The 23,873-nt window shown below is 64.0% G+C and carries 13 protein-coding genes and 1 riboswitch; of the genes, 7 read left to right on the forward strand and 6 right to left on the reverse strand.

The window, feature by feature from the left end; all coding sequences use genetic code 11:
- The first annotated feature begins 237 nt into the window (after nt 1-237).
- Complete coding sequence (locus O3299_RS27735) at nt 238-762, forward strand: FxDxF family PEP-CTERM protein (protein WP_099665750.1); 525 nt, start codon at nt 238-240, stop codon at nt 760-762.
- A gap of 59 nt (nt 763-821) precedes the next feature.
- The gene (locus O3299_RS27740) at nt 822-1,601 is read left to right on the forward strand and encodes a spermidine synthase (RefSeq protein WP_099665751.1); all 780 of its coding nucleotides are present in this window, start codon (nt 822-824) and stop codon (nt 1,599-1,601) included.
- A 10-nt stretch (nt 1,602-1,611) separates the two neighbouring features.
- Here O3299_RS27740 and O3299_RS27745 read toward each other — a convergent pair whose 3' ends face one another.
- Nucleotides 1,612-3,084, reverse strand: a complete 1,473-nt coding sequence (locus tag O3299_RS27745; protein ID WP_099665752.1) for a PLP-dependent aminotransferase family protein — start codon at nt 3,082-3,084, stop codon at nt 1,612-1,614.
- Between the two features lie 109 nt (nt 3,085-3,193).
- Between O3299_RS27745 and O3299_RS27750 the strand changes: the two genes are divergently transcribed.
- Together O3299_RS27750 and O3299_RS27755 are read left to right on the forward strand one after the other, a co-directional pair.
- A complete protein-coding gene (locus O3299_RS27750; protein WP_305063658.1) occupies nt 3,194-3,853 on the forward strand; it encodes a pyridoxamine 5'-phosphate oxidase family protein in 660 nt (219 codons plus the stop codon).
- A gap of 88 nt (nt 3,854-3,941) precedes the next feature.
- A complete protein-coding gene (locus tag O3299_RS27755; RefSeq protein ID WP_305063659.1) occupies nt 3,942-4,769 on the forward strand; it encodes a class I SAM-dependent methyltransferase in 828 nt (275 codons plus the stop codon).
- A 35-nt stretch (nt 4,770-4,804) separates the two neighbouring features.
- Here O3299_RS27755 and O3299_RS27760 read toward each other — a convergent pair whose 3' ends face one another.
- From O3299_RS27760 to O3299_RS27770, 3 genes are all read right to left on the reverse strand, one after another.
- The gene (locus O3299_RS27760; RefSeq protein WP_305063660.1) at nt 4,805-6,442 is read right to left on the reverse strand and encodes a serine hydrolase; all 1,638 of its coding nucleotides are present in this window, start codon (nt 6,440-6,442) and stop codon (nt 4,805-4,807) included.
- 22 nt (nt 6,443-6,464) lie between these two features.
- Complete coding sequence (locus tag O3299_RS27765; RefSeq protein WP_305063661.1) at nt 6,465-8,324, reverse strand: M1 family metallopeptidase; 1,860 nt, start codon at nt 8,322-8,324, stop codon at nt 6,465-6,467.
- Nucleotides 8,325-8,442: 118 nt separating this feature from the next.
- A complete protein-coding gene (locus O3299_RS27770) occupies nt 8,443-10,836 on the reverse strand; it encodes a M1 family aminopeptidase (protein WP_099668276.1) in 2,394 nt (797 codons plus the stop codon).
- Between the two features lie 145 nt (nt 10,837-10,981).
- Nucleotides 10,982-11,163: riboswitch (yybP-ykoY riboswitch) on the forward strand.
- A gap of 9 nt (nt 11,164-11,172) precedes the next feature.
- Between O3299_RS27770 and O3299_RS27775 the strand changes: the two genes are divergently transcribed.
- Both O3299_RS27775 and O3299_RS27780 read left to right on the forward strand, forming a co-directional pair.
- A complete protein-coding gene (locus O3299_RS27775; protein ID WP_099665756.1) occupies nt 11,173-11,748 on the forward strand; it encodes a TMEM165/GDT1 family protein in 576 nt (191 codons plus the stop codon).
- A 113-nt stretch (nt 11,749-11,861) separates the two neighbouring features.
- On the forward strand, nt 11,862-12,077 hold the full coding sequence (locus tag O3299_RS27780) for a hypothetical protein (protein ID WP_305053821.1): 216 nt from the start codon (nt 11,862-11,864) through the stop codon (nt 12,075-12,077).
- Here O3299_RS27780 and O3299_RS27785 read toward each other — a convergent pair.
- Nucleotides 12,074-20,701: a GH36-type glycosyl hydrolase domain-containing protein gene (locus tag O3299_RS27785; protein WP_370385317.1), complete on the reverse strand. Its 8,628-nt coding sequence runs from the start codon at nt 20,699-20,701 to the stop codon at nt 12,074-12,076. The two genes, O3299_RS27780 and O3299_RS27785, sit on opposite strands and share 4 nt — an antisense overlap.
- A gap of 405 nt (nt 20,702-21,106) precedes the next feature.
- Complete coding sequence (locus O3299_RS27790; protein ID WP_305063662.1) at nt 21,107-23,134, reverse strand: aminotransferase class V-fold PLP-dependent enzyme; 2,028 nt, start codon at nt 23,132-23,134, stop codon at nt 21,107-21,109.
- Nucleotides 23,135-23,288: 154 nt separating this feature from the next.
- Here O3299_RS27790 and O3299_RS27795 point away from each other — a divergent pair, with 154 nt between their 5' ends.
- Nucleotides 23,289-23,786, forward strand: coding sequence for an Lrp/AsnC family transcriptional regulator (locus O3299_RS27795; protein WP_099665758.1), 498 nt, complete (start codon nt 23,289-23,291; stop codon nt 23,784-23,786).
- The last annotated feature ends 87 nt before the right edge of the window (nt 23,787-23,873 follow it).

Consider the following 23,873-nt stretch of genomic DNA (forward strand, 5'->3'; position numbering starts at 1 on the left):
TACTGGCGCAACGATTTTTCCATCACATGCTGCGCAATTATTTTTCAGTATTATATTGACAATTAGAGTTTTTAATATTGCAACATAACGAGCGCCATGCCCGTGTATTAGAAATAAGCTATTTAAGTTTGCATAATGATATAAAAATAGCTCATTGACAATGAAATGTCCTGGCGATAATTTATCTGAGCGGTACGGTTTTTTTGAAACATTAATCGTTTTTTCGCGGGGATAAAAATGAAACTGAAATCACTCATCGCAGTAGCACTCTTGAGCGCGGCTTCCATCGGCGTAGCGCAGGCGACAGCGTACAACGTGGACCTGATCAACACCACCGGCAACCTGTGGACGGGCGGCTTCAACGCCACGCCCGATCCGCTCGGCGCCTTTACCGACACCTTCACCTTCACGCCCGACGCCACGTTCGGTTCGACCGCGCAAGCCTTCCTGGCCAACCTGTCGGTCACGGGCAGCGATGCTTCGTCCATCAACTTCAGCAGTGCCAACCTGAACGGCATCGCCCTGACGGGCTTTGGCGGACCCACCGTCTTCGGCTATGCCCAGGGCGAAGTGCTAGCGCCAACCAACCTGCTGTTCAACGGCCCGATGGTCCTCACCGTGATGGGCAACAGCAATGGCGGCAGCTATGGCGGCACCTTCAACCTGAACCTGGCTCCCGTTCCTGAACCAGAAACCTATGGCATGCTGCTGGCCGGCCTGGGCGTACTGGGCTTCCTGGCACGACGCCGCAAGCAATCTTGAGCTCCCCACCAAAAAGACGCTGCGGCGTCTTTTTTTCAGCCGGCTGCTAAACTGGCGCCATGACGACCGACTTCACCTCCACCAGCCATACCGCTTTCAGCCACCCGGGCCACCCGCCTGCCACCACCACCGAACACCGCGGCATCCGCTACCTGCACCTGGGGACCAAGTGGGTGCAGGGCGCCATGCGCCTGGACAAACCCGACGCCATCGAGCTCGAATACGTGCAGATGATGATGATGTGGATGCTGTTCAAGACGCAGCCCAAACGCATCGTGCAGCTGGGCCTGGGCAGCGCCGCGCTGACCAAATTCAGCTACCGCCGCTTCCCCGACGCCACGGTCACGGCCATCGAACTCAATCCGAACGTGATCGCCATCTGCGGCGCCCAGTTCGCGCTGCCGCCGAACGACGCGCGCCTCGACGTGCGCGAAATGAATGCGCTCGACTTCGTGCTTGATCCGGCCAACCACGGCACCGTCGATGCGCTGCAAGTGGACCTGTACGACGAAGACGCGCGCGGCCCCGTGCTCGACACGCCCGAGTTCTACCAGGCTTGCTTCGACTGCCTGACGGACGACGGCATCATGTGCACGAATGTCTTCGGCGACTTCCCCAACTACGACAAGAATCTGCAGGCGATGGAGCTGGTTTTCGACGCCGTCGTCTGGGTACCGGAAATGGAAGATGAAAACATCGTCGTGCTGGCCTTCAAAAAATCGCCGTCGCTCGACTTCAGCGATTTATACGAACGCGCCGGCACCATCAAGAAGCAGTTCAACCTGCCCGCCAAGAACTGGGTCAACGGCCTAAAGCAGTGGATGCAGGACCAGCAATAAGGTAGCTGCATCACGCCGGCAGCAGTCCACCCAGGCGGCGCGCCAGGCCATCCATGTTCTCGGCCGGCACCTGGGCATAACCGAGCAGGAAACCGTTCCAGCCCCCCGCATCTCCCGTGCCATGCGCGGACAGGGCCAGAGCCACGATGCCGTCCTGCGCGGCGCTGCGGCTCAGCGCCAGGTCATCCCATGCGCGATCATGGAAACGCAGCGCCAGGTGCATGCCGGCCGTGCCGCCATGGATGGATGCGCCCGCGCACGCATGGCGCTGCAGCGCCTCGCTCAAGGCATCGCGGCGCTGGCGATACAGCCGGCGCATGCGCCGCACGTGGCGCGCAAACAGGCCGCTGCGCAGGAACTCGGCCAGCGCCAGCTGTTCCGCCACCCTCCCCCGCGCGGCGCCCTGCGCCTGCATCTGTGCGAAGGCCCCTGCCAGCGCGGCCGGCACGACGACAAAGGCGATGCGCAAGGCGGGAAACATGGTCTTGCTGAAGGTCCCCAGGTACACGACGGGCGCGTCGGCCACCAGTCCATGCATCGCGGCCAGGGGTGGGCCGCCATGGCGAAACTCGCTGTCGTAATCGTCTTCGATAATCAGGGCGCCGGCCGCGCGGGCGCGTTCGAGCAGCGCCATGCGGCGCGCGGGACTGAGCACGCTGCCCGTCGGATACTGGTGCGACGGCGTGGTGTAGATGAGGCGCGGCGGCGTGTCGCGCCAGTCGTCATCCGTCGGTGCGATGCCATCCATGTCGACCGCGATACCGGTCACCTGCAAGCCCGCGCCACGGCCCGCCGCCAGCGCGCCGCCATAGCCTGGATGCTCGATCCACAAGGTGTCGCCCTGGTCGGCAAAGGCGCGCAGGCAGACATCGAGGCTGCTTTGCGTGCCGTCCGTGATGAACACCTGGCCCGCATCGCAGACGACGCCGCGCGCGGCGCGCAAATGCTCGGCAATGGCCATGCGCAACGACGGCTCGCCGGCCGGGTCGCCGTAATTGAGCTGGCGCGGCGTCAGCGCGCGCCAGGCGCGGTCCAACATGCGCCGCCACTGCGCCAGCGGAAACTCATCGAGCGCCGGTACGCCAGGCGCAAACGCGCCCATGGCGTCAGCGGGAAACACGACCGACGCATTCACATCCTGTCCCGCCACGCCGCGCAAATGCCGCGCGCGGCGGGACAAGCCACCGTTGCCCCCTGCCGCAGGCGCGGCCGCCGGCACACCGGCGCTGCCGGCGACGACGGTGCCGCGCCGGTCCGGCAAGACAAATCCTTCGCTGGCCAGCTGCTCGTAGGCGTACAGCACCGTATTGCGCGCCAGTCCCAGTTCGGCCGCCAGCACGCGCGTGGCGGCCAGCCGCGTGCCGGGCGCCAGCTGGCCGCCGCGGATCGCCGCGCGCAGGCATTCATGCAGCAGGCGCTGGCGCGACCAGCCCCGCCCGCGGTGCGTGCGCTCGAACGCATTCAGCAGCAAAGCGAAGTCCATGCTTCCCCTTTCATTGTGGCTCTAAATTATTTGTCGGTTCTGGATCTTTTTTCAGGGCCAGATGCCGATTATAGTGCGGCCTGCTTCTTCAACCAACGGGACTTCCACCATGACCGCTACCGCCCTACCCCCCAGCCCCCGTACCCGCGTGCGCCGCGTCGCCGAACTGGCCAGCTATGAACAGGCCACCCTGCACGCCATCCTCGATGCCGCCTATCTGTGCCATATCGCTTTTCGCGACGACAATGGCAGCCATTGCATCCCGACCGCCTGCTGGCGCATCGACGGCCACCTGTACATCCATGGCTCAAACGGCAGCCGCATGCTCAAGCAGCTCTTGCTCGACAGCGACGCGTGCGTGACGGTCAGCCATCTCGACGGCCTGGTGCTGGCGCGCTCCGCCTTCAATCACACCATGAACTACCGCTCGGCGATGGTGTATGGGCAGTTTGAGAAAGTCAGCGACGTCGGCCAGCAACATGCGGCCATGGATGCGCTGATGGAGAAGCTGGCGCCGGGACGCCTGACACAGGTGCGCGGTGGCAGCGCCAAGGAATACGCGGCCACCACCGTGCTGCGCATCGCGCTCGACGAATGCGCCGTCAAGCAGCGCACGGGCGGCCCGCTCGACGATGCGGGCGATATGGCACATGCCGTCTGGACCGGCGAACTGCCCTTTACGCACGGCCGTGGCGCGGCCATCGCCGATGCGCTCAACACCTGCGACATACCCGCGTATGCCGCCGCCTGGGGTACGGAATCCGCTTGACCGGCCAGCGCGCTTGCCCGATGATCAGCGTTGATGGCGATCGCCACCAATTGACCAACCGATCCAATCACGCATGGAGCATATGATGATGAAGCGAGTATCCCTGGCCGCGGCCCTGACGGTCATGCTGACCTGTGGCGGCAGCGGCGCGGCGCTGGCTGCCGATGCGGGCGACGCGGCCCTGAAGGCCGCCATCGCCGGCAGTGCGCGCACGCCGGCCAACGCGCTGCGCGACAGCGCCCGCCACCCGTATGAAACGCTGGCGTTTTTCGGCATCAAGCCGACCATGACGGTGGTGGAGCTGGCACCCGGCGGCGGCTGGTACACGGAAATCCTGGCGCCCTACCTGCGCGACCACGGCAAGCTGATCGCCGCCGGCAACGACCCGCAGTCAAGCAGCGAAGGCGCACGCCGTGGCGCGGCGCGCTTCCAGCAAAAACTCGACGCCAACCCGAGCGCTTTCGGCAAGGTGGAACTCGGCGCCTTCGCGCCCCCCACCACCTACCGCATCGCGCCCAAGGGCACGGCCGACATGGTGCTCACCTTCCGCAATATCCACAACTGGATACCGATCGGCGAAGAGGGCATGAAAAACCTGTTCAAGGAAGTGTATGACAGCCTGAAACCGGGCGGCGTGTTCGGCGTCGTCGAACACCGCCTGCCGGCGAACAAGGCGCAGGATGCCACGGCCAGCAGCGGCTACATGCACGAAGCGTATGTGATCAAGCTGGCCGAAAGCGCAGGCTTCAAACTGGCGGCCAAATCGGAAATCAACGCCAATCCCAAGGATACGGCGGACCATGAGGGCGGCGTCTGGGCACTGCCGCCCACCTACGCCAACAAGGATGTGGAGCGCGCCAAGTACACGGCCATCGGCGAGAGCGACCGCATGACCCTGAAGTTCGTCAAGCCATAGCGTAAAAAAGGCCACCTTGCGGTGGCCTTCTGCTTTTACTTCTTGCCTTCCTTCGCCTTCACCGGCACCAGGCTCAAGTCCTGGAAGTCATAGCTGAAATCCGTCTCGGCCGACACGGGCGCCATCTTCACGCGGTCGATGCTGCCATCGGGATTGAGCGAAAACGTCACGTACGCATCGGCGTTGAAATTGCGCTCTTTCCAGCGCACGATGAAGGTGTCGTGCTGCCAGTGTTCCAGCTCGCCCGTCAGGTCCGGCGTGCGCGTGAAGCTGAGGATGTGTTTTTTTCCTTCCGGCTTGATCACGACCTTGCCATACCAGGCATCCTCGTACTCGCCGTCGTACGCCGCCAGCGGCAGCGACGGCTGCGATTTGGCTGCGCGCGCGCTCGACGCCTTGCCCTGCTTCTTGACTTCCTCGGCATGCTGCTCCTGCTCCACCTTGGCCACCAGCGCCAGCCAGTCCGACGGCGCCGCCTGCAGGTAATGGTCGAGGATGCGCCATTGCAGCGCCGTCATGGAACCGCCATTTTCCGCATTGGTCAGAATGGCCACGCCCAGCTTTGCTTCCGGCACCATCACCACGCGCGAATAAAATCCCTGCAGCGCGCCACCGTGCATGGCCACTTTCATGCCCTTGTAGTCGCGCAACTGGAAGCCCAGGCCATATGCGCTGAAGTTCGGTTTCGTCGCGGCCAGCGCCGGCTTCGGCTCGGCAATCTTGATCGGCGTTTGCGCCGTCCACATTTCGCGGCCCTGCTTTTCGCTGAACAAACGCGCTTCCTTGCCGTCCTTGTCCTTCACGCCGGCGATCTTGCCGCCGTCGAGCAGCACCATCATCCACTTGGCGATATCTTCCGCATTCGTGTTGATGCCGACGGCGCCCACGGCGTTCGGCACGGGCATGGACTTGACGGCGGTGATCTTGCCGTCGATCTTGCTGTGCGCACTGGCGACGTCGGGCTTGCCCGCGTTTTCAAGCAGGCTGGTGGTGGTGCCCGTCATGCCCAGCGGCGCCAGGATGCGCTCATGCATGGCCTCGCCCCAGCTCTTGCCCGCCTTGTCGGCGATGATCTTCCCGGCCACGATATACAGCAGGTTATCGTAGGCATAGCTGTTGCGAAAACTCGTGGCCGGGCGGATGTAGCGCAGCTTCTCGATGATCTCGTCGGTGCTGAAGGTGGTGGTCGGCCACCACAGCAAGTCGCCCGCGCCCAGACCCAGGCCGCTGCGGTGCGTCAGCAGGTCGCGCACGGTCATGGCGCCCGTCACGTAGGAATCGTGCATCTGGAAGCCGGGCAGGTGCTTGGTGACGGGATCGTCCCAGGCCAGCTTGCCATCGTCGACCAGCATGGCCAGCGCGGCGGCCGTGAAGCCCTTCGAGTTCGATGCTACCTCGAACAGGGTCTGCGCATCGACAGCGGCCGGCTCGCCGAGTTTACGCACGCCAAAGCCCCTGGCGGTGACGACCTTGCCGTCCTTGACGATGGCGATCGCCATGCCGGGCACGTCGAACACTTTCAAGGCGGTGGCGACGTCGCGGTCAAGGTCGAAGGCGGGCGCCGGCGCGGATGCGGCGGCAGCGACAGGTACGGCATCGGCTGCCAGCACCGGCACGGTGATGCTGGAAAACGCCAGCACGATGGCGGCGGCGAGACGATTCATGGTATGCATAGTCAGGATGTCCAAAGAAGGTTCAATGCGCTTGCGCGGCCATCAATTTATCGACGCTTTCCTGCGTCACCGGGTGGTAGCGTTCGCGCGCCTGCGCATACACGTCCTTGGCCCAGGCATGGCCCTGCGGCGTCTTCATCAAGGCGCTGTACAGGGGCACGACGAACTTCTGGCGGCCTACGCTCATGAGGAACGCCTGCAAGGGCTGGCGCACATCGTAGCCGGCGTTCACGGAGGCCAGATAGAAGCGGTACGCCACTTCATTGTTGCCGCTCTTGCCCACGCCGTAGACCTGATCCAGCTCACGCAATTGCGCCGCGCTGGCCTTGTTGTTGATATCGTTCAGGAAGTGCATCGATTCGATGGCGATCCACTTGTCCATGCCCAGGTCCTTCGTCGCCAGCTCGCCTTTCAGCCAGGCGTCGCGGTGCTGGTCGAGCAGCGCCAGGCGCGGCGAGACGACGTGCTGCGCGCTGGCCGGCACGCCGGTGCCATACAGCCATTCATCGAGTTCCGCTTCCGGCATGACGTCCGGATGCTGCGCCAGCAGGTTCTTGCGCAGGTAGGCGATGAACTGCTCCGTCGTCACGCTCTGGAACGCGTGCTGGTCGAACCAGCCGCGCAGGAAAGGATCGAATACTGCGCGGCCGGCACGGCGCTCCATGGTGGCCAGGAACCAGGCGCCTTTCGGGTAGATGATGCCGTCGTCCGTGTACGTTTCCGCCGGATTGGCGTCCGCATCGCGCGTGATCAATGCCGTTTTCGCTGCCGGCAATTCCTTGATCGAGGCCGCCAGTTCTTCCTGGTCGACCTGCACGCCCATCTGCGCCACTTCGCTGCCATACAGCTGTTCGACGATGCGCGTCGTGACGTAGGTGGTAAAGCCTTCGTTGAGCCACATGTGCTTCCACGACGCGTTGGTGACCAGATTGCCCGACCACGAGTGGGCCAGTTCATGCGCGATCAGGTCGACCAGGCTGCGGTCGCCCGCGATCATGGTCGGTGTGAGGAAGGTCAGGCGCGGGTTTTCCATGCCGCCGTAGGGGAACGATGGCGGCAGCACGATCATGTCGTAGCGGCCCCAGCCATACGGACCGTACAGTGCTTCGGCTGCCTGGATCATCTTTTCCGTGTCGGCCAGCTCGTATTCGGCGGCCTTGATGCGCGGAGGTTCCGCATACACGGCCGAGCGGGGGCCGAGTTTACGCACTTCCAGTTCGCCGATGGCGATAGCCAGCAGGTACGAAGGAATCGGCTGCGGCATCCTGAATTTCCAGCCGCCCTTGCCCGTCGCCTTTTCATCATTCTCGGCGCTCATCACGACGCGCATGCCCGCTGGCGCATCGATGCGCGCGCTATAGGTAAAACGCACGGCCGGCGTATCCTGCGACGGCACCCACGAACGGGCATTGATACTTTGCGACTGGCTGAACATGAAAGGCAGCTTGCCCGACATGGTCTGCTGCGGCGTGAGCCACTGCAGCGCGATGGCATTGGGGGCCGTGTGATAGTAGACGCGCACTTTGCCCGGCTGGCCCGAGGTGGTGATGCGCAGCGCCTGGCCTTTTTCCGGGTCGGCCTTGTCCAGCTGGTACGGCGCCATCTGCCATGCGCCGCGCTTGTCCTGTACCTGCACCTTCGCGATCGACAGGTCGCGCGTATCGAGCACCAGGGTGCGCGCCGCCGGGTCGATCCAGTTCAAGGACAGCTCGGCATAGCCGCTCAAGGTCTTTTGCTTGAAATCCGCTTTCAGGTCCAGCTGCAGGTCGCGCGTGCGCACCTGGTCGTAGCGCGCGTAGCTGAGGGGGTCGGCGTGCGCGGCCAGGGTCACCTGGCAAAGTAGCGCACAGCCCAGCGCGCGCAGGAAGGTCAAAGTTTGCATGGTCGTCTTTTGAATGATTTGCGAAAGCCCCGGTCCGTGTGCGCCGGGGCGTCGCGCAGAATAGCACTTCCAGCGCGGACCTGGCAGAAAAAGCGCCGGACTGGCCGGCGCTGTTTCCCTATTTTGCTTCCGGCCTGGCTTCGGCCTTGGCCTCGGGTGCCTTCAGCGGCACATTAACATCCTTCATCAAGTTGTTCTTGTCGCGGTCCTGCTTGAACAGCTCCAGGCGCGATGGCGTGATTTTTCTCGGCCAGGCGTTATTGCTGATGTCGATGTCGGCCGTCTCCCAGTACGGGTCCTGCACCAGCCCCACCATCGGCTCGTCCGTGATGATGACCTTGCTGATCTTGTGCGGCGAGTAGCGCCACACTTCGGCCGGCACCCGCTCGATGATCTTCTTGCCGCTTTTCAGTTCGATTTCCAGGATCAGCGGCATCACCAGGCCGCCGAGATTCGAAAAATCGACCAGGTACAGATGCTTGCCCATGTTGTGCTGTTCCAGCAGCTTTCTCTCCCATGGCTCCAGCGTTTCCTGCTCCTCCGCATAGCTGTTGCGGTCCTTGTTGGTGACCGTGAATTCATCGTGCCGGTTATAGAAATCCTTCAGCGCAGGATCGAGGTCGACCTTCTTCGGCAGCGCCTTGTTGCGCTGGTCCGAGATCGATATGGGCTGCGCGGCCTTCTGCGCCTTCTTCCACGCTTTTTCGATTTCCGGATTCTTCGTGCTCACGCCATATTCGCTGATGCCGTCGATGCTGATGTCGACCGCGTCAGTGGTATAAAACCAGCCGCGCCAGAACCAGTCCAGATCCGTGCCGGACGCGTCTTCCATGGTGCGAAAAAAGTCGGCGGGCGTGGGGCGCTTGAACTTCCAGCGCAAGGCGTACTGCTTGAAGGCGAAGTCGAACAGCTCGCGCCCTAAAATGGTTTCGCGCAGGATGTTGAGGGCGGTGGCCGGCTTGTCGTAGGCATTCGCCGTGAACTGCAGCAAGGACTCGGAATTGGTCATGATGGGCACTTGGTTCTGGCTGCGCATGTAGTCGACGATCTTGCGCGGCTCGCCATTCCAGGACGGAAAATGCTCTTCCCACGCCTGCTCGGCCAGGTACTGCAGGAAGGAATTCAAACCCTCGTCCATCCACGTCCACTGGCGCTCGTCCGAGTTGACGATCATGGGAAAATAATTATGGCCCACTTCGTGGATGATCACGCCGATCAAGTCATATTTGGTCGTCTTTGAATACGTGCGTTCCCCCGTTTTCTTGTCCTTCACGGGGCGCCCACCATTGAACGAAATCATCGGATACTCCATGCCGCCCACGGCGCCGTTGACGGACATCGCGTTCGGATACGGATAGTCGAAACTGTACTTGTTGTACTGCTCGATCGCGTGCACGACGGCGCGCGTGCTGTACTGCTGCCACAGCGGATTGCCCTCGTTCGGATAGTAGGACATGGCCATCACGCGCTTGCCGCCGCTATTCAAACCCTGCGCATCCCAGATGAACTTGCGGCTCGACGCCCACGCCACGTCGCGCACATTGGCCGCCTTGAAGTGCCAGGTTTTCATGCCCGTGGCTTTGCCCTTTTCCGCCGCCATCGCCTCTTCCGGCGTGATCACCAGCAGCGGCGTATCGCTGTTTTTCGCCCGCGCCAGGCGCTCGCGCTGCGCCGCGCTCAACACGGCGGCAGGATTTTGCAGCTCGCCCGTGGCGGCCACCACATGGTCGCCCGGCACCGTCAGATACAGCTCGTAATCGCCAAACTCCAGCGTGAATTCCCCTGAGCCGAGGAATTGCTTGTGCTGCCAGCCGACGGCGTCGTAATACGCGGCCATGCGCGGAAACCACTGCGCGATCTGGAAAATCGCGTTCTTGTCGTCCTCAAAATACTCGTAGCCGGAGCGTTCGACCAGCACCTTCTGGTCATTGATCTGATACGACCAGTCGATGTTGAACGTGATGCTCTGGCCGGGCGCCAGCGCCACCGGCAAATCGATACGCAGCATGGTCTGGTTGACCACATACGGCAGCGGCTTGCCACTGGCCGCTTTCACGGCGGTGAGCTTGAAGCCGCCGTCAAATTCGCGGCCCGCATGGATGGCGCGCAAGTCCTCGAATTTCAGCGCCTCCTCTTCACTGCTGCTGAGCCAGGCCTGGCGCGACGGCGCGCTCAGGACGCGGCGCTGGTCGGCGTCCTTGCGCAAGCCATTCTGGTCCAGCTGCAGCCACAGATACGCAAGGCTGTCGGGCGAGCGGTTGTGATAGGTGATCTGCTCGCTGGCCGTGATTTCGCGGCGCGCTTCGTCCAGGGTAGCGCGGATTACGTAATCGGCGCGCTGCTGCCAGTAGGCGTGGCCCGGCGCGCCGGACGCCGTGCGGTAGCTATTCGGCGTGGGCAGCAATTCTTCGAGCTGGCGGAACTTGTCGTCGAAAGGCGCGGCGGCGCACAGGCCGGACAAGGGAGCAAACAAGGTCAAACACAAGGCAAGCAAGCGGACAAGGACCGGCATGGCGCATTCCATCTGGGAGTCGTGGACAGACTGCATTCTAAGTCGAGTCTGTTTGCAAATCGATCATTGTTGTCGAAGTCCCACACACCAGGCCGCAACATCCCCCGCCGGCACTGGCGCCGACGCAGGCATTGGCGTATGATGCGCCTCGAACATTGGGGAGTAGTCGTCCTGCGGTCCTGCCGCGGGAACCTGTATCAACATAATTGGCCCGCAGGCCATGGTGCAGGTGGTTGCAAAACTTGACGAGACCATTGATCCAGGGCGGCCGCATGGGCCGGAGTCGCCCGTGGATCATTGGTTAATTCGTCCGGCCCGCGTACCTCTTGCAATCTCATGGAAGCATTCCTCATCTCCACCGGCATCGTCGGTCTCGCTGAAATCGGCGACAAAACCCAACTCCTGGCCTTTTTGCTGGCCGCCAAATTCCGCAAGCCCTTGCCCATCGTGCTGGCGATTTTCGTCGCCACCATCGCCAACCACGCGTTTGCCGCCGCCGTCGGCGCCTGGATCACCAGCATGCTGGGGCCCGACGTGCTGCGCTGGGTACTGGGCGTCTCCTTCCTGGCGATGGCTGCCTGGACCCTGATCCCCGACAAGCTCGATGAAGACGAAACCAAATTGGCCAAGTACGGCGTCTTCCTGACCACCCTGATCGCCTTCTTCATGGCGGAAATGGGAGACAAGACGCAGGTCGCCACGGTGGCGCTGGCGGCGCGCTATCACGACATTGTTTCCGTCGTGCTGGGCACCACCTTCGGCATGATGCTGGCCAACGTGCCGGCCGTCTACCTGGGTGACAAGATCGCCAACCGCGTCCCGCTGCGCCTCGTGCATGGCATCGCGGCGCTGGTGTTTGCCGTGCTGGGCGTGGCGACCCTGCTGGGCGCGGGAGCGGCGCTGGGTTTTTGACTCAGTCTTAAATAATTTCTCATTTACAATGTTCATGTCTATAATTACAATGTCGCTGACATGAATACTGGCGCGGTGCCACCTGGTGGTCACCGCGCTTTCTTGAGGAATCTATGCATTTGAATGGAAAGATGGCGGCGCTGTGCCTGGTCGCCTGCGCAAGCCAGTTCCCCGCTGCCATGGCGGCACCTACGCCCCCTCAGTCAGCAACGCAATCCGAGCCCGCCGTACGCACGCGCGACCTGCTGTTGCTGGGCGCCGGCCTGATCCTGCTGCTTGGCAGGCGCCGGCCCGAATACGATACGTGGCAGGTACGGCGGCTAGACTAAACCAGCAGTAGCACCACGTACTCGCGGCTCTCGTCGCGCAGGGCGATGCTGTTGCCCCCCTGCGCCACGCCATCGAGCAACAAGCCCGCAGGCCGCCCCTGCGCCTGTTCCACCGTGATGGCATAGCTGCTGGCGCCGAAGCGGTAATGCAGCTTGAAGCTGTTCCACTCTGCCGGCATGACCGGCACCACGCGCAGCACGTCCGCTTCGCGCGTCAAACCGAGCAGGGATTCGACGATCAGCCGGTACAGCCAGCCCGACGATCCCGTGTACCAGCTCCAGCCACCGCGTCCCACGTGGGGCGCCACGGCATACACGTCGGCCGTCACCACGTAGGGCTCGACCTTGTAGCGCTGCACCGCCTGCGCGTCAACGCCGTGGCGCACGGGATTGATCATGCGCAGCAGTTCCCACGCTTTTTCGCCATCGCCCAGGCGGGCAAACGCCATCGCCGTCCAGATGGCCGCATGCGTGTACTGGCCGCCGTTCTCGCGCACGCCCGGCACGTAGCCGCGGATGTAGCCGGGGTTCAGGCTGGATTTGTCGAATGGTGGATCGAGCAGCTGGATCACGCCGGAATCACGGCGCACCAGGCGTGCATCGACCTGGCGCATGGCGCCGGCGACCCGTTCCCTGTTGGCCGCGCCCGACAGTACACCCCAGCTCTGCGAAATCGAATCGATCTGGCATTCCTCGTTCATGTGCGAGCCAAGTGGCGTGCCGTCGTCGAAATACGCGCGCCGGTACCACTCGCCATCCCACGCATGCTCCTCGACATTCGCCGCCAGTTTCGCCGCTTCATCGCGGCAGAACTGGGCAAACGCGGCATCGCCGCGCAGCACGGCCACTTCGGCGAAACGCTGCAGCACTTCGTACAGGAAGAACGCCAGCCACACGCTCTCGCCCTTGCCATGTTCGCCCACCTTGTCCATGCCGTCGTTCCAGTCGCAGGAGCCCATCAGAGGCAAGCCGTGCACACCCAGGCGCAAGCCATGGCGGATGGCGCGCACGCAGTGCTCGTACAGGTCGGCCGACTCGCCCGAACGCACGGGCAGGTCGTAATACGAATCCTCTTCCAGCTTGACGGCGCGCCCCTCGATGAAGGGCGCCACTTCCGACAGCACGTTGACGTCGCCCGTGGCGATCACGTAACGGCAAGTAGCCAGCGGCAGCCACAGATAGTCGTCGGAACAGTGCGTGCGCACGCCCCGGTCCGACGGTGGATGCCACCAGTGCTGCACGTCGCCCTCGACAAACTGGTGCGCCGCGCACAGCAGCAAGTGCTTGCGCAGCAGCTGCGGCGCCGTATGGATCATGGCCATCGCATCTTGCAGCTGGTCGCGGAAGCCGTAGGCGCCACCCGACTGGTAATAGCCGCTGCGCGCCCACAGGCGGCAGGCGATGGTCTGGTACATCAGCCAACCATTGGCGATCACATCGAGCGATGGATCGGGCGTCTCGATGCGCACGGCGCCCAGGGTGTTTTCCCAGTGCGCACGCACCGCGTCGAGCGCCATGCGGGCCGCTTCCTTGCCTGCATGGCGCTGCACCATGGTGCTGGCGTCCGCATTGCGGCGCCCGCCCACGCCGAGCAGGAAGACAATTTCGCGCTCCTGCCCCGGCTGCAGCTCGAACGGCACCTGGATCGCCGCGCACGGGTCCAATCCCGTGCCCGCCTTGCCGGACAGGCGCACGCGGCGCAAGGCGGCTGGCTGCGCCAGACTGCCATTGCGGCCGATGAATTCATTGCGGTCGCAAGTGATGGAACGGATGCTGGCATCCGTATTGAAAAAGCCGACCCGGCCCGAAAACTCCGTGTTGTAGTTATTGCGCGCAAACAGGGCGCCGCTGATCGTGTCGACTTCGGTGGCCACGTGCATGCCGGACTTGGCGCGCAGGTCGGCCATCACCCATTCCACATAGCCCGTGACGGACAGGCGGCGCGGCACGCCGCTGTCGTTACGCACCTTGATGACAGAGTATTTGACGGCCGCATCGAGCGCCACATAGGTGCACAATTCGGTGGCGATGCCCCCTTCGCTGTGCTCGAACACGCTATAGCCGAAGCCGTGGCGCGTGACGTAGTCGCCGCTGCCGCGCGCGGGCAGGGACGACGGCGACCAGAACTGGCCGCTCTGCTCATCGCGCACATAGAATGCTTCGCCGGACAGGTCGGAGACTGGGTCGTTCTGCCATGGCGTGAGGCGGAATTCATGCGCATTTTCGCTCCACGTATACGCCTGGCCGGCTTCGGACACCACGGTGCCGAATTGCGCATTGGCCAGCACGTTCGACCAGGGCGCCGGCGTCTGTTTATTCTCTCCCGTGGTGATCACATATTCGCGCCCGTCGGGCGTGAAACCGCCCAGGCCATTTTCCAGGATCAGCTCGCGCCTTGGCGCCCGGTGCGGCACGCCGCCGTGGTCGCGGGCCGGGTCCTGCAGCAGCGGCGGCATGCGCAGCACGGGGCTTGACGGACGCTTGACCTGCTCGGCCAGGGTGCCGCGCAAGTCGCTGATGATGGCGCGCGCCACCGATTGCAGCAAGATGCGGTCTTCATTGGCGATCTGCTCGGCCAGGCGCACGAAAATGCCGCCCGGGCGGTCGATCGCCTGCGCATCGATGCCCGAGGCGATCAGGCCCATGATCTGGTCGTGCAGCAGCTGCCGGTAGCCCGACTGCTCCTCGTACCAGATCACCAGGTCCACCACCAGCCCTTTCAGGCGCCAGTAGGCATGCGCCTGCACCATCTGGCGCGCCAGTTCGATATTGGCCGAATCGCGTATCTGCAGCAGCACGATGGGCAGGTCGCCCGAGATGGCATACGCCCACAGGCCGGATTGGCCGCGCTGGTTCTTGATCAGGATGCTGGCCTCGGCGCGCAGGGCCGCATTCGGATAGATCACGGCATTGGCCAGGCGCGCATACAGCTGCGCATCGGCTTCGCTGGCATTCAGCTGGCGCAGCACCACCTGGCTGTGCGTCCAGGCCAGTTCGAACACGCGGTCGGCCAGATGGCGGTCCTGGTATTTGTCGATCAGGTGCAGCGCCGCGTCGCGCTGCTCGACCATGCCCGTCACGCTGTCGACCGTCACGGCCTGGTCGGGGGCCAAGGTGATGACGTAGCGGATGGCCACGATGGGGTCGAGTACGGAACCCTGGCCGCCACTGAGCGGCCCGCTTTCCTGCAGCGCCAGCGGCAATTGCGCCGTGTTGCCACGGCCGATGAAGCGCGCACGGTCTGTCTCGAACGAGACTTCGTAGCGCTCGATATCGTGCACGGTCATCACATGCAGCAGCCACGGCATCTGCTCATCCTTCGAGCGGGGCCGGCGCGTACATAAAATCGCATTTTCATGCGCGAGGATTTCCGTCTGTACGAACAGCTTGCTGAATGCCGGATGAGCCGCATCGGCCGCCGCCGGCGCCATCACCACTTCGGCAAAACTGGTGATCTCGATGCGCCGCTGGCGGTTCGAATTATTGCTGATGCGCGTGCGCCGGATTTCAATGTCGTCCTCGGGCGAGACGACGATTTCCGTGTACAGGTCCAGGCCATGGTCGGCGCGGCGGAACTCGGCCCGCCCTTCCGAAAAAATCACTTCGTATTTCTTCGGCTCGGCCAGGGTCGGCTGGTACATGGTGGACCAGACGGCACCGTCGTCGAGGTCGCGCAGATAGCAGAAATTGCCCCAGTTATCGCGCGTGCTGTCTTCGCGCCAGCGCGTCACGGACAGGTCTTTCCAGCGGCTGTAGCTGCCGCCCGCATTGCTCACCATGACGTGGTAGCGGCCATTCGACAGCAGCTGCGTTTCCGGCACGGCGCTGTTGGCTTGCGTAAGGATGCGCATCGGCATGGCCTGTTCGGGGACGCCGCTGCGCAGCACCGCCAGTTCGGCCGTGTTCGAGTAAAACGCACCGGCCTGCGGCGTGCGTTCCTGCAGCACCAGCAAGGCCGATTGCAGCAGCGGATCGGACTCGAAACGGCGCTGCATCGGGCGGTCGTGCAGCAGGTAACTGAGGGCCAAAAAGCCCATGCCCTGGTGGTGCACCATGAAGGAGCGGATGATGGCGCTGCCCTGCCCGCGCGGCAGGCGCGCCGTGGTGAAATCGATGGCTTCAAAGAAGCCGTAGCGGCCCATATAGCCGGCCGCCTGCATCCGCTGCAGGTTCTGGCACGACGCCTCCGGCTGCACCATCAGGCCCATCATGCTGGCGTACGGCGCCACCACCAAGTCGTCGGCCAGGCCCCGCTTCAAGCCCAGCCCTGGCACGCCAAACGCGCGGTACTGGTAATTCAGGCTGGCGTCGACCGTGTTGTAGCCGGACTCGGAAATCCCCCACGGCACATCGCGCTGGCGTCCGTAATCGATCTGCGCCTCGATGACGGAGTGGTACGTCTGGTCGAGCAGGGTGTTCGGATAATTCGGCATCACCAGCAGCGGCATCAGGTACTCGAACATCGAGCCGCTCCACGACAGCAGCACAGGTTGCCCCGCCACCATGCACAGCTGGCGGCCCAGGGCGAACCAGTGCTCCTGCGGCAGCTGCCCCTGGGCGATGGCGATGAAGCTGGCCAGGCGCACTTCGGAGGCCAATAAATCGTAGTAGCTGGGGTCCAGGCGCCGTTCGCTGACGTTGTAGCCGATGGCCAGCAGTTTTGTCGACGGGTTGTACAGGAACGCGTATTCGATCTGCGCAAAGTCGCGCGCCTGGCCCGCCGCGTGGGCGATGTCGCGCATGTGGCGTCCCGCCTGGTCGCGGCCCTGCGCCAGCAAGGCGGCCAGCTCGGCAGGCAGGCCTTCCGGTGTTTCCAGGTTGGCCAGTTCGCGCAATGTCAGCACGCGCATCAGCACCGCATCGACATCCACCTGCCCCGCCCACGGTGCCAGTTGCAGCAATTCGGCCAGCGCCGCGCGGCACTGGCGCGCCAGCGCACCCGCCCACATGGCCAGTTCGCCATCCCCGCTTTGCAGTGTCAGCGATAGCAACGCGTCGGCGGCGCCATTCACCGCGCCCAGGTAGGCATGCCATTCGCCCAGGGTGGCGGGATTTGCCGCTGCCTGCAGCAGGCTCATGCTGTCGCGCATGGCCTTGCCCTCGCCTTCGGCGGCGATGAATTCCTGCAGTACCTGCGCCGTCGTGCGGATGCCCTGCACCACCTGCGCGCCGATGATGGGCGCGTCGTACAGTTCCACCAGTCCCGGCTGCAAGGTCAGCAGATGGCCGGCCAGGTTGCCGCTGTCGACCGTCGAAATGTACATCGGTTGCAGCGCCTTGAGCGTTTGCGTGTCGTACCAGTTATAGAAATGGCCCTGGAAGCGTTCCAGTTCGCCCATGCTGTGCAGGGTGGCGCGGCTGCGCTCGATCAACTGGCCCAGGGTGAGGTAACCGAAATCGTAGGCCGTCAAATTCGCCAGCAGCGCCAGGCCGATATTCGTCGGCGAGGTGCGGTGCGCCACCACCAGGTTCGGATGCTCCTGCATATTATCGGGCGGCAGCCAGTGGTCATCGGGACCGACGAAGGTATCGAAATACGCCCAGGTCTTGCGCGCCACGCCGTGCAGGAAGCGTCCCTGCTCGGCCGACAGGCGCGCCACGGCCCGCTCGATGGGGCGGCTGATCCACCAGGCGATGGCGGGTGCGACGAGCCACAACAGCAGTACCACGGCGGCGGCCGGCAAGGCTTGCGGGCGCCAGGCCAGCAAGCCGCCAAAGGCAGCCAGCGCCAGCGCGGGCGAGCACCACATGGCGCGCCAGCTGTCGGCCTGCGAACCTGACGATGTGTGCAGGTTCGAGGCGCGCCAGTCGAGCAAGTGCTTGTGCGAGACGCCCAGGCGCCACAGGGTGCGCGCGATGGCGTCCAGGCTGATCCACGCTTCGTACGGCAGGAAGACGAGCGTCAGCATGGCGTGCGAAAACTGCACGCCGCAGCGCCGCTCGAAGGCGGCCAGATGCTGGCGCCACAGGGTGTCGCGCGGTTTGCGCAGCAAATCGTACAGGGCGGAAAACACGGGCGGCAGGAAGATGATGGCCAGGACCGCTGCACTCCAGAAGGCCACGTGCGGCAGGAAGCCCCACACCAGCAGCAGCGACAAGGTGGTGGCCGGCGCCACGACGCTGCGGCGCAGGTTGTCGAACAGCTTCCAGCGCGACAGCATCGACAGGGGATTGCGTTCGCGCTTGCCGGCGCGGCCCGGCACCCGGCCCAGCAGCCAGCCGAGCAGCTGCCAGTCGCCGCGTATCCAGCGCTGGCGCCGGCTCACGTCGGCGTCATAGCGGGCCGGATATTCCTCGTACAGTTGCGAGTCGCTGAGCAGCCCGGCGCGCAGGTAGCAGCCTTCCAATAAATCGTGGCTGAGGATCTTATTGTCGGGCAGGCGCTGGCCCAGCACGCGCTCGAACATGTCGAGATCGTAGATGCCCTTGCCGATGAAGGAGCCTTCATAAAACACGTCCTGGTACAGGTCCGACACGGTGCGCGTGTAGGGGTCGATGCCCGGCTCGCCACCGCACAGCAGCTCGTAGCGCGACGCGTTCGCGCTGGGCAACGCCACGGCCACGCGCGGCTGCAGGATGCCGTAGCCGGCCACCACGCGCGTGCCGGCCGCATCCAGCACGGGACGGTTCAACGGGTGCATCATGGTGGCGATGAATTCGCGCGCCGCATCGCGCGGCAGCTGCGTATCCGTGTCGAGCGTGATCACGTATTTGATCGTGCGCAGGCCGCGCAACTCGCCTTCCACCAGCGAGAATTTGTCGCGCGCGCCGCCGCGCAAAAACGCGTGCAGGTCGGACAATTTACCGCGCTTGCGCTCCTGTCCCATCCACGCATTCTGCTGCGAATTCCACAGGCGCGGACGGTGCAGCAGCAGGAACGGCCCCACATGGCCCAGCTCTTCGGGGCCGGCCGGATCGCCGTTTTCCTTGAACGCGACACCCTCCACGCGGTATTTCTCGTTCAGGCCGCGGATGATGTCCTGCGCCTGGCGCAGCAGGGCTTCGTCGCCCGGCATCGTTTGCGCCTGCGCGTCGACAAAGTCCGTCAGCAGGCAAAAGCGCAGGTTCGGGTCGCGGTTGGCGAGATAACGCACTTCCAGCGCCTCGCACAGAGCCGCCACGTTGTCCTCGCTGTAGATCAGGGTCGGCACGACGACGATGCCGCGCGCATCCGATGGAATGCCGGCCTGGTAATCCATGCGCGGCAGCGGATGCGGCGACGTCATCAGGGTCGCCAGCCAGTTCACCACGGCCACGGCCAGCTGGCTGCTGCCCAGCAGTGCCAGCACGCCCAGCGCCGTCAGGGGCCAGCCCTGCACGCCATGGCGCACGGCGCGCTCAAGCAGCAAGGCGCTCGTCGCCAGGGTCAGGAACGAGATCGCGCCCAGGTAGACGGCCAGCGGCGCCGCGCGCGCCGTATGCTGCAGCGCCTCGATGAAGGGCAGTTTCGCGCCGGCCTGCTTTTCCAGCACCAGCACGCCGCGCCCCACCAGGTAAAAGCCGATGTGGCCGCGGCGCGCATCATTGCCGTTGCCGTGCGTGTGCGCCAGCTGTACCACCATCTCGGCCACTTCCACTTCGCTGCGCGCGCTGCGCCTGGCGATGCGTTCGATGGCGTGGCGGTAGCTGTCGCGCGTGGCGAAATCCATCAAGCCATAGGTGCCGGCCGGATCGAGGCGCAGGGTCTGCTCGACGACGCTCATGGTCTCGACGAATTCCTGCCAATCCATGGTGCCGAGAAAACGCAGGCTGCCGATGCTGTTGGCGATCGACACCTGGTCGGCCGCCTGCTGCCCGATTTCGGACTGGATCTGCTGCTCGATGGTGAGGCCCGACTCGGCCAGCTTGTGCGTCAGCCACGACAGCGCCAGGGTCAGTGACGAACTTTGTCCCTGCAGGCGGCGCGACAATTCGGCCACGAAGGCGCTGGTCATCGGCGGATTCGAGCGGGCCATGTCGGCCACCAGCAGGATCAAGCCGCTGGGATTGCGCTCGGCGATCTCCGTCATCTGGTCGGCCCAGGTATTGGCCAGGTCGCGCTGCATGCGGTCGTCGGCCACGCGCGCGGCGACGCGGCGCAGGTTTTCGATCAGGGCCAGGCGCAGCATGATGGGCACGGCCCACAGTTCACCCAGGGTCAAGGTGGCCACGTCCTGATAAGCCTCGACGAAGTGGCACAGGTTTTCCAGGTCGACGCGGCCATCGCCGTGCGAGATGATTTCCAACGCGATCTTGTACACGCGCGGGCAGCCCGCGTCCGCGCCGGACGTCAGCCGTGGCAACTCCTTGCTGTAGTTCTTCGGCAGGTGGCGCCGCGTGGTGCGGATCTGCTCTTCGATCAGATAGAAATTATCGAGCAGCCATTCCGAGGCGGGCGTGACCTGGCGCCCGCTTTTGACGGTCGCCGTCAGCTCGTTGACGGTGGCCGTGATCAGGGCCGCATTGTCGGCCAGGCGCGCCAGCAGGCGGTCGCGCCCATGATGCCGTCCCACCGCATGGCCGGCAGCCACGTGCTTGCCGTGGACGGCCATCTGCATGGCGCTGAATAATTCGGAACGCAAGGGCAAGGCATCGTCGCGCGCGGCGTCGAAGGTTTCCGGTGCAAGGGAATGGTCGCGGAAGATTTCTTTAACTTTTGAAATCTGTTCCTTGATCTGCTGCGTGACAACTGCTGTGTACTCTTTCAACTTGGCCTCGCTAGGTGCGCGCAGGCAGCCAGCGGCCGCCGTCACGCTGGCCCAGTCTGGAAGAACACGATCGGACACTGGCGAAGACGGAAAGCGAAGCGCCGGAGCGTTGCGACGAATCTCAGGGTGTAGGGAGATTTTCTCAACTTCATCGTAGGGGCGCCCTGCGCGCAAGACCGTGCGCTAGCGTACATACCCGGCGCTTTAGGGGCGTGCCGGCAAAGAAATCAGCGAGTGAAACGGGAGAAAGATTCCTGGAGGAAATGAATAGAGGGAAAGGAGTAGCGGCACCGTGCCAATGATGACACGGTGCAATATTTCAAGGAGGAAAGTTCAAGCCGCTCAGGCAGCGATGGCCAGCGGGTGACGCATCGCCTCCGCCATCGCCATGCCGCCGTTGAGCTGCCATGCCGCGCCGTGACCGAGGCGGCGCAGGCAGACGGCGGCGCGCGCGCTGCGGTTGCCGCTGCGGCAGAAAAAGACCAACGGACGCTGCGGCTGCTGCAACCATTCAGCCACCTGTCCCGCCAGGCGGCTCAGCGGTACGCTGCGCACGGCGCAACCCTCGAATACCGTGCCGGCGCACGCCGCGTGTTCATACGCTTCGCGCACGTCGACGAGGATGGCGTCGGGATGCTGGCGCAGGAAGGCGGGCAAAACGGCCGCATCGAGCTGCAGTTCGCTCGTGGACGCTTCGCCTTCGCCGGCGACGCGCACGGTGCTGCAGAGGCGGCCGTCGTCGCTTGAGCTGCACAGCACGGTGTCTTGCGTCACCAGCGCAGCATCCAGCAAGGGCCTCAACGTCTCGGGCGCCAGGGCGCCGATGAAGGCAAAGCGCTGCTCCAGCAGATACGCATGGTTTTCGCCACACTCGACGCGTCGCAGGCGCTGCTGGCCCAGTGCCAGCTCACCGTCGATATCGATGCGGCCCACCTGTTCGATGGCGAGTTCCTGCAGCAAGGCCAGGCGCGCCACGCCATGGTCGGCCGGGGCGGCCGTGTGCACGATGGCGCGCAAGGCCAGGTGCTGGCAGCGGATGTAGGCGGCCAGGCGCGGCACCAGGGCGGCGACGGGATCAATGACAACGCAACTGGCGCTGGCAGCGTCGCTGAGCAGCCAGGTGCACTGGCCATCGACGCTCAACTGGATCACGCCGTCCTGCGGCGATGGCGCCAGCGCCGATGGCAGCAAACAGCTGCTGCGCAGCGCTTCGCCGCAACGCTCGATGCGCGCGCAGGCGGCCGTCACCGTCGCCGCGTCGATCAGGGGGCCGAACGACAAACGGATGGCCGAGCTGGCGCGCCATTGCGGCACGCGCATCGCTTCCAGCACATAGCTGGGGAGCGCCTTGGCGGCGGAACAGGCGCTGCCCGAGCTGACGCGCACGCGCGCCGCATCGAACAGGTCCAGCAATTCTTTCGACGACAAGCCGGGCACGGAAAAATTGAGCGTCGTCGGCAGCGACAAGTCGAACGGCATATTGAACACGATGCCGGGGAAAGCGCGTTCCAGGCTGGCCACCAGCTGCTCGCGGAAAGCAGCCAGGTCGGCGTGGCTGCGGAAGGTCTTGCCATCGTCGAGCGCGGCCAGCACGGCGCCCAGCGCGGCGATGCCGGCCATGTTTTCCGTGCCCGAGCGCAGGCCCGCTTCCTGGCCGCCGCCCATCATCAGAGGGGTGAACGGCGCGCCAGCGCGCACATACAGCATGCCGATGCCCTTGGGCGCATACAGCTTGTGGCCGGAAAACGGCGCGTAATCGATGCGCGTGGCGGCCAGGTTCAGCTTCAGCTTGCCCAGCGCCTGCACGCAATCGACCATCCAGTAGGCATCGGCGCCCCGTTCCTGCAGCAGCTGGGCGATGGCGGACAAGTCGCTGACGACGCCCGTTTCATTATTCGCCGCCATCGTGCACAGCATGGCCGCGTCGCCGATCAGCGCATCGAGCGCCTGCAAATCGTGGCGTCCCTGCGCATCGACGGGCAGCTTGCGCACTTCCAGGTTCAGGCCCAGGAGCCGGTTCCAGTGCGCCAGGCTTTCCGGCACGGCCTTGTGCTCGGTCGCGCCATACAGCAGCAGGCTGCCGATGCGCTTGCCCGCGTCGCGCCGTTCGCGCAGCGCGCACAGGGCCGACAACACGGCCGTCTGAATGCCTTCGGTGGCGCCGCTGTTGAACATCAACCGGCCGTCGCCCACGCCCAGCAGACCGCTGGCGCGCTGGCGCACGCCATCCATCATGGCCTTGGCCTGCAATCCCGTGGCGTGGGTGCTGCTGGGATTGCCATAGCCCTGCTCCATCGCTTGCCGGGCGGCGGCAACGGCGGCGGGCAGCACGCAGGTGGTGGCATTGCTGTCGAGGTAGATTTCTTTCATGATGGCAGTCCGGGGATTCTATAAATAAAGGGGCAGCACTGGCGGCTGGAACGTATGAACAGTCTACCGGCACCCGCCCGTGAAGATATGCCAAAAGACACTGCAAATACGGTAATATGCAGCATGTTCATGCTATAAAAACAGGAATAGTAAAATGCATTCACCAAACACTCCGCTCGACAAATTCGACTGCGCCATCCTGGCCGCCCTGCAGCAGGATGGCACCTTGTCGATCGCCGCCCTCAGCGAGAAGATCGGCTTGTCGAGCACGCCGTGCTGGAAGCGGGTCAAGCGCCTGGAGGAAGAGGGCTATATCGAGAGCCGCGTGGCCATCGTCAACCGGCAAAAAGTGGGTTTGCCCGTGACCGTCTTCGTCAGCGTGCGCACCGGTCAGCACGATGAAAAATGGCTGCGCCGCTTCGCCGCCGCCGTCATCGTCTTGCCCGAGGTGCAGGAATTTCACCGCATGAGCGGCGATATCGACTACCTGCTGAAAGTCGTTACCACCGACATCAAGGGCTACGACACCTTCTATAAAAAGCTCATCAAGGCGGTGCAGCTGACGGGCGTGTCGTCCGCCTTCTCCATGGAACAAATCAAGTGCAGCACGGAATTGCCTCTGGAATTGATCGCCCACGGCTTGCCTGCCTGAACGTTTTTCCGCGCAGCATGGGGGTACATGAAAACTGCACATGTTGACACCGCACAATCGTTGCCATACGGCAACACATCTGCATCA

This window comes from Janthinobacterium sp. SUN176 (assembly GCF_030587335.1).
Lineage (GTDB): Bacteria > Pseudomonadota > Gammaproteobacteria > Burkholderiales > Burkholderiaceae_D > Janthinobacterium > Janthinobacterium kumbetense.

What these genes read in the sequence shown, in the direction of transcription:
- O3299_RS27735 (WP_099665750.1), top strand. Translation starts at nt 238, where the DNA reads ATGAAACTGAAATCACTCATCGCAGTAGCACTCTTGAGCGCGGCTTCC.
- O3299_RS27740 (WP_099665751.1), top strand. Translation starts at nt 822, where the DNA reads ATGACGACCGACTTCACCTCCACCAGCCATACCGCTTTCAGCCACCCG.
- O3299_RS27745 (WP_099665752.1), bottom strand. Translation starts at nt 3,084, where the DNA reads ATGGACTTCGCTTTGCTGCTGAATGCGTTCGAGCGCACGCACCGCGGG.
- O3299_RS27750 (WP_305063658.1), top strand. Translation starts at nt 3,194, where the DNA reads ATGACCGCTACCGCCCTACCCCCCAGCCCCCGTACCCGCGTGCGCCGC.
- O3299_RS27755 (WP_305063659.1), top strand. Translation starts at nt 3,942, where the DNA reads ATGAAGCGAGTATCCCTGGCCGCGGCCCTGACGGTCATGCTGACCTGT.
- O3299_RS27760 (WP_305063660.1), bottom strand. Translation starts at nt 6,442, where the DNA reads ATGCATACCATGAATCGTCTCGCCGCCGCCATCGTGCTGGCGTTTTCC.
- O3299_RS27765 (WP_305063661.1), bottom strand. Translation starts at nt 8,324, where the DNA reads ATGCAAACTTTGACCTTCCTGCGCGCGCTGGGCTGTGCGCTACTTTGC.
- O3299_RS27770 (WP_099668276.1), bottom strand. Translation starts at nt 10,836, where the DNA reads ATGCCGGTCCTTGTCCGCTTGCTTGCCTTGTGTTTGACCTTGTTTGCT.
- O3299_RS27775 (WP_099665756.1), top strand. Translation starts at nt 11,173, where the DNA reads ATGGAAGCATTCCTCATCTCCACCGGCATCGTCGGTCTCGCTGAAATC.
- O3299_RS27780 (WP_305053821.1), top strand. Translation starts at nt 11,862, where the DNA reads ATGCATTTGAATGGAAAGATGGCGGCGCTGTGCCTGGTCGCCTGCGCA.
- O3299_RS27790 (WP_305063662.1), bottom strand. Translation starts at nt 23,134, where the DNA reads ATGAAAGAAATCTACCTCGACAGCAATGCCACCACCTGCGTGCTGCCC.
- O3299_RS27795 (WP_099665758.1), top strand. Translation starts at nt 23,289, where the DNA reads ATGCATTCACCAAACACTCCGCTCGACAAATTCGACTGCGCCATCCTG.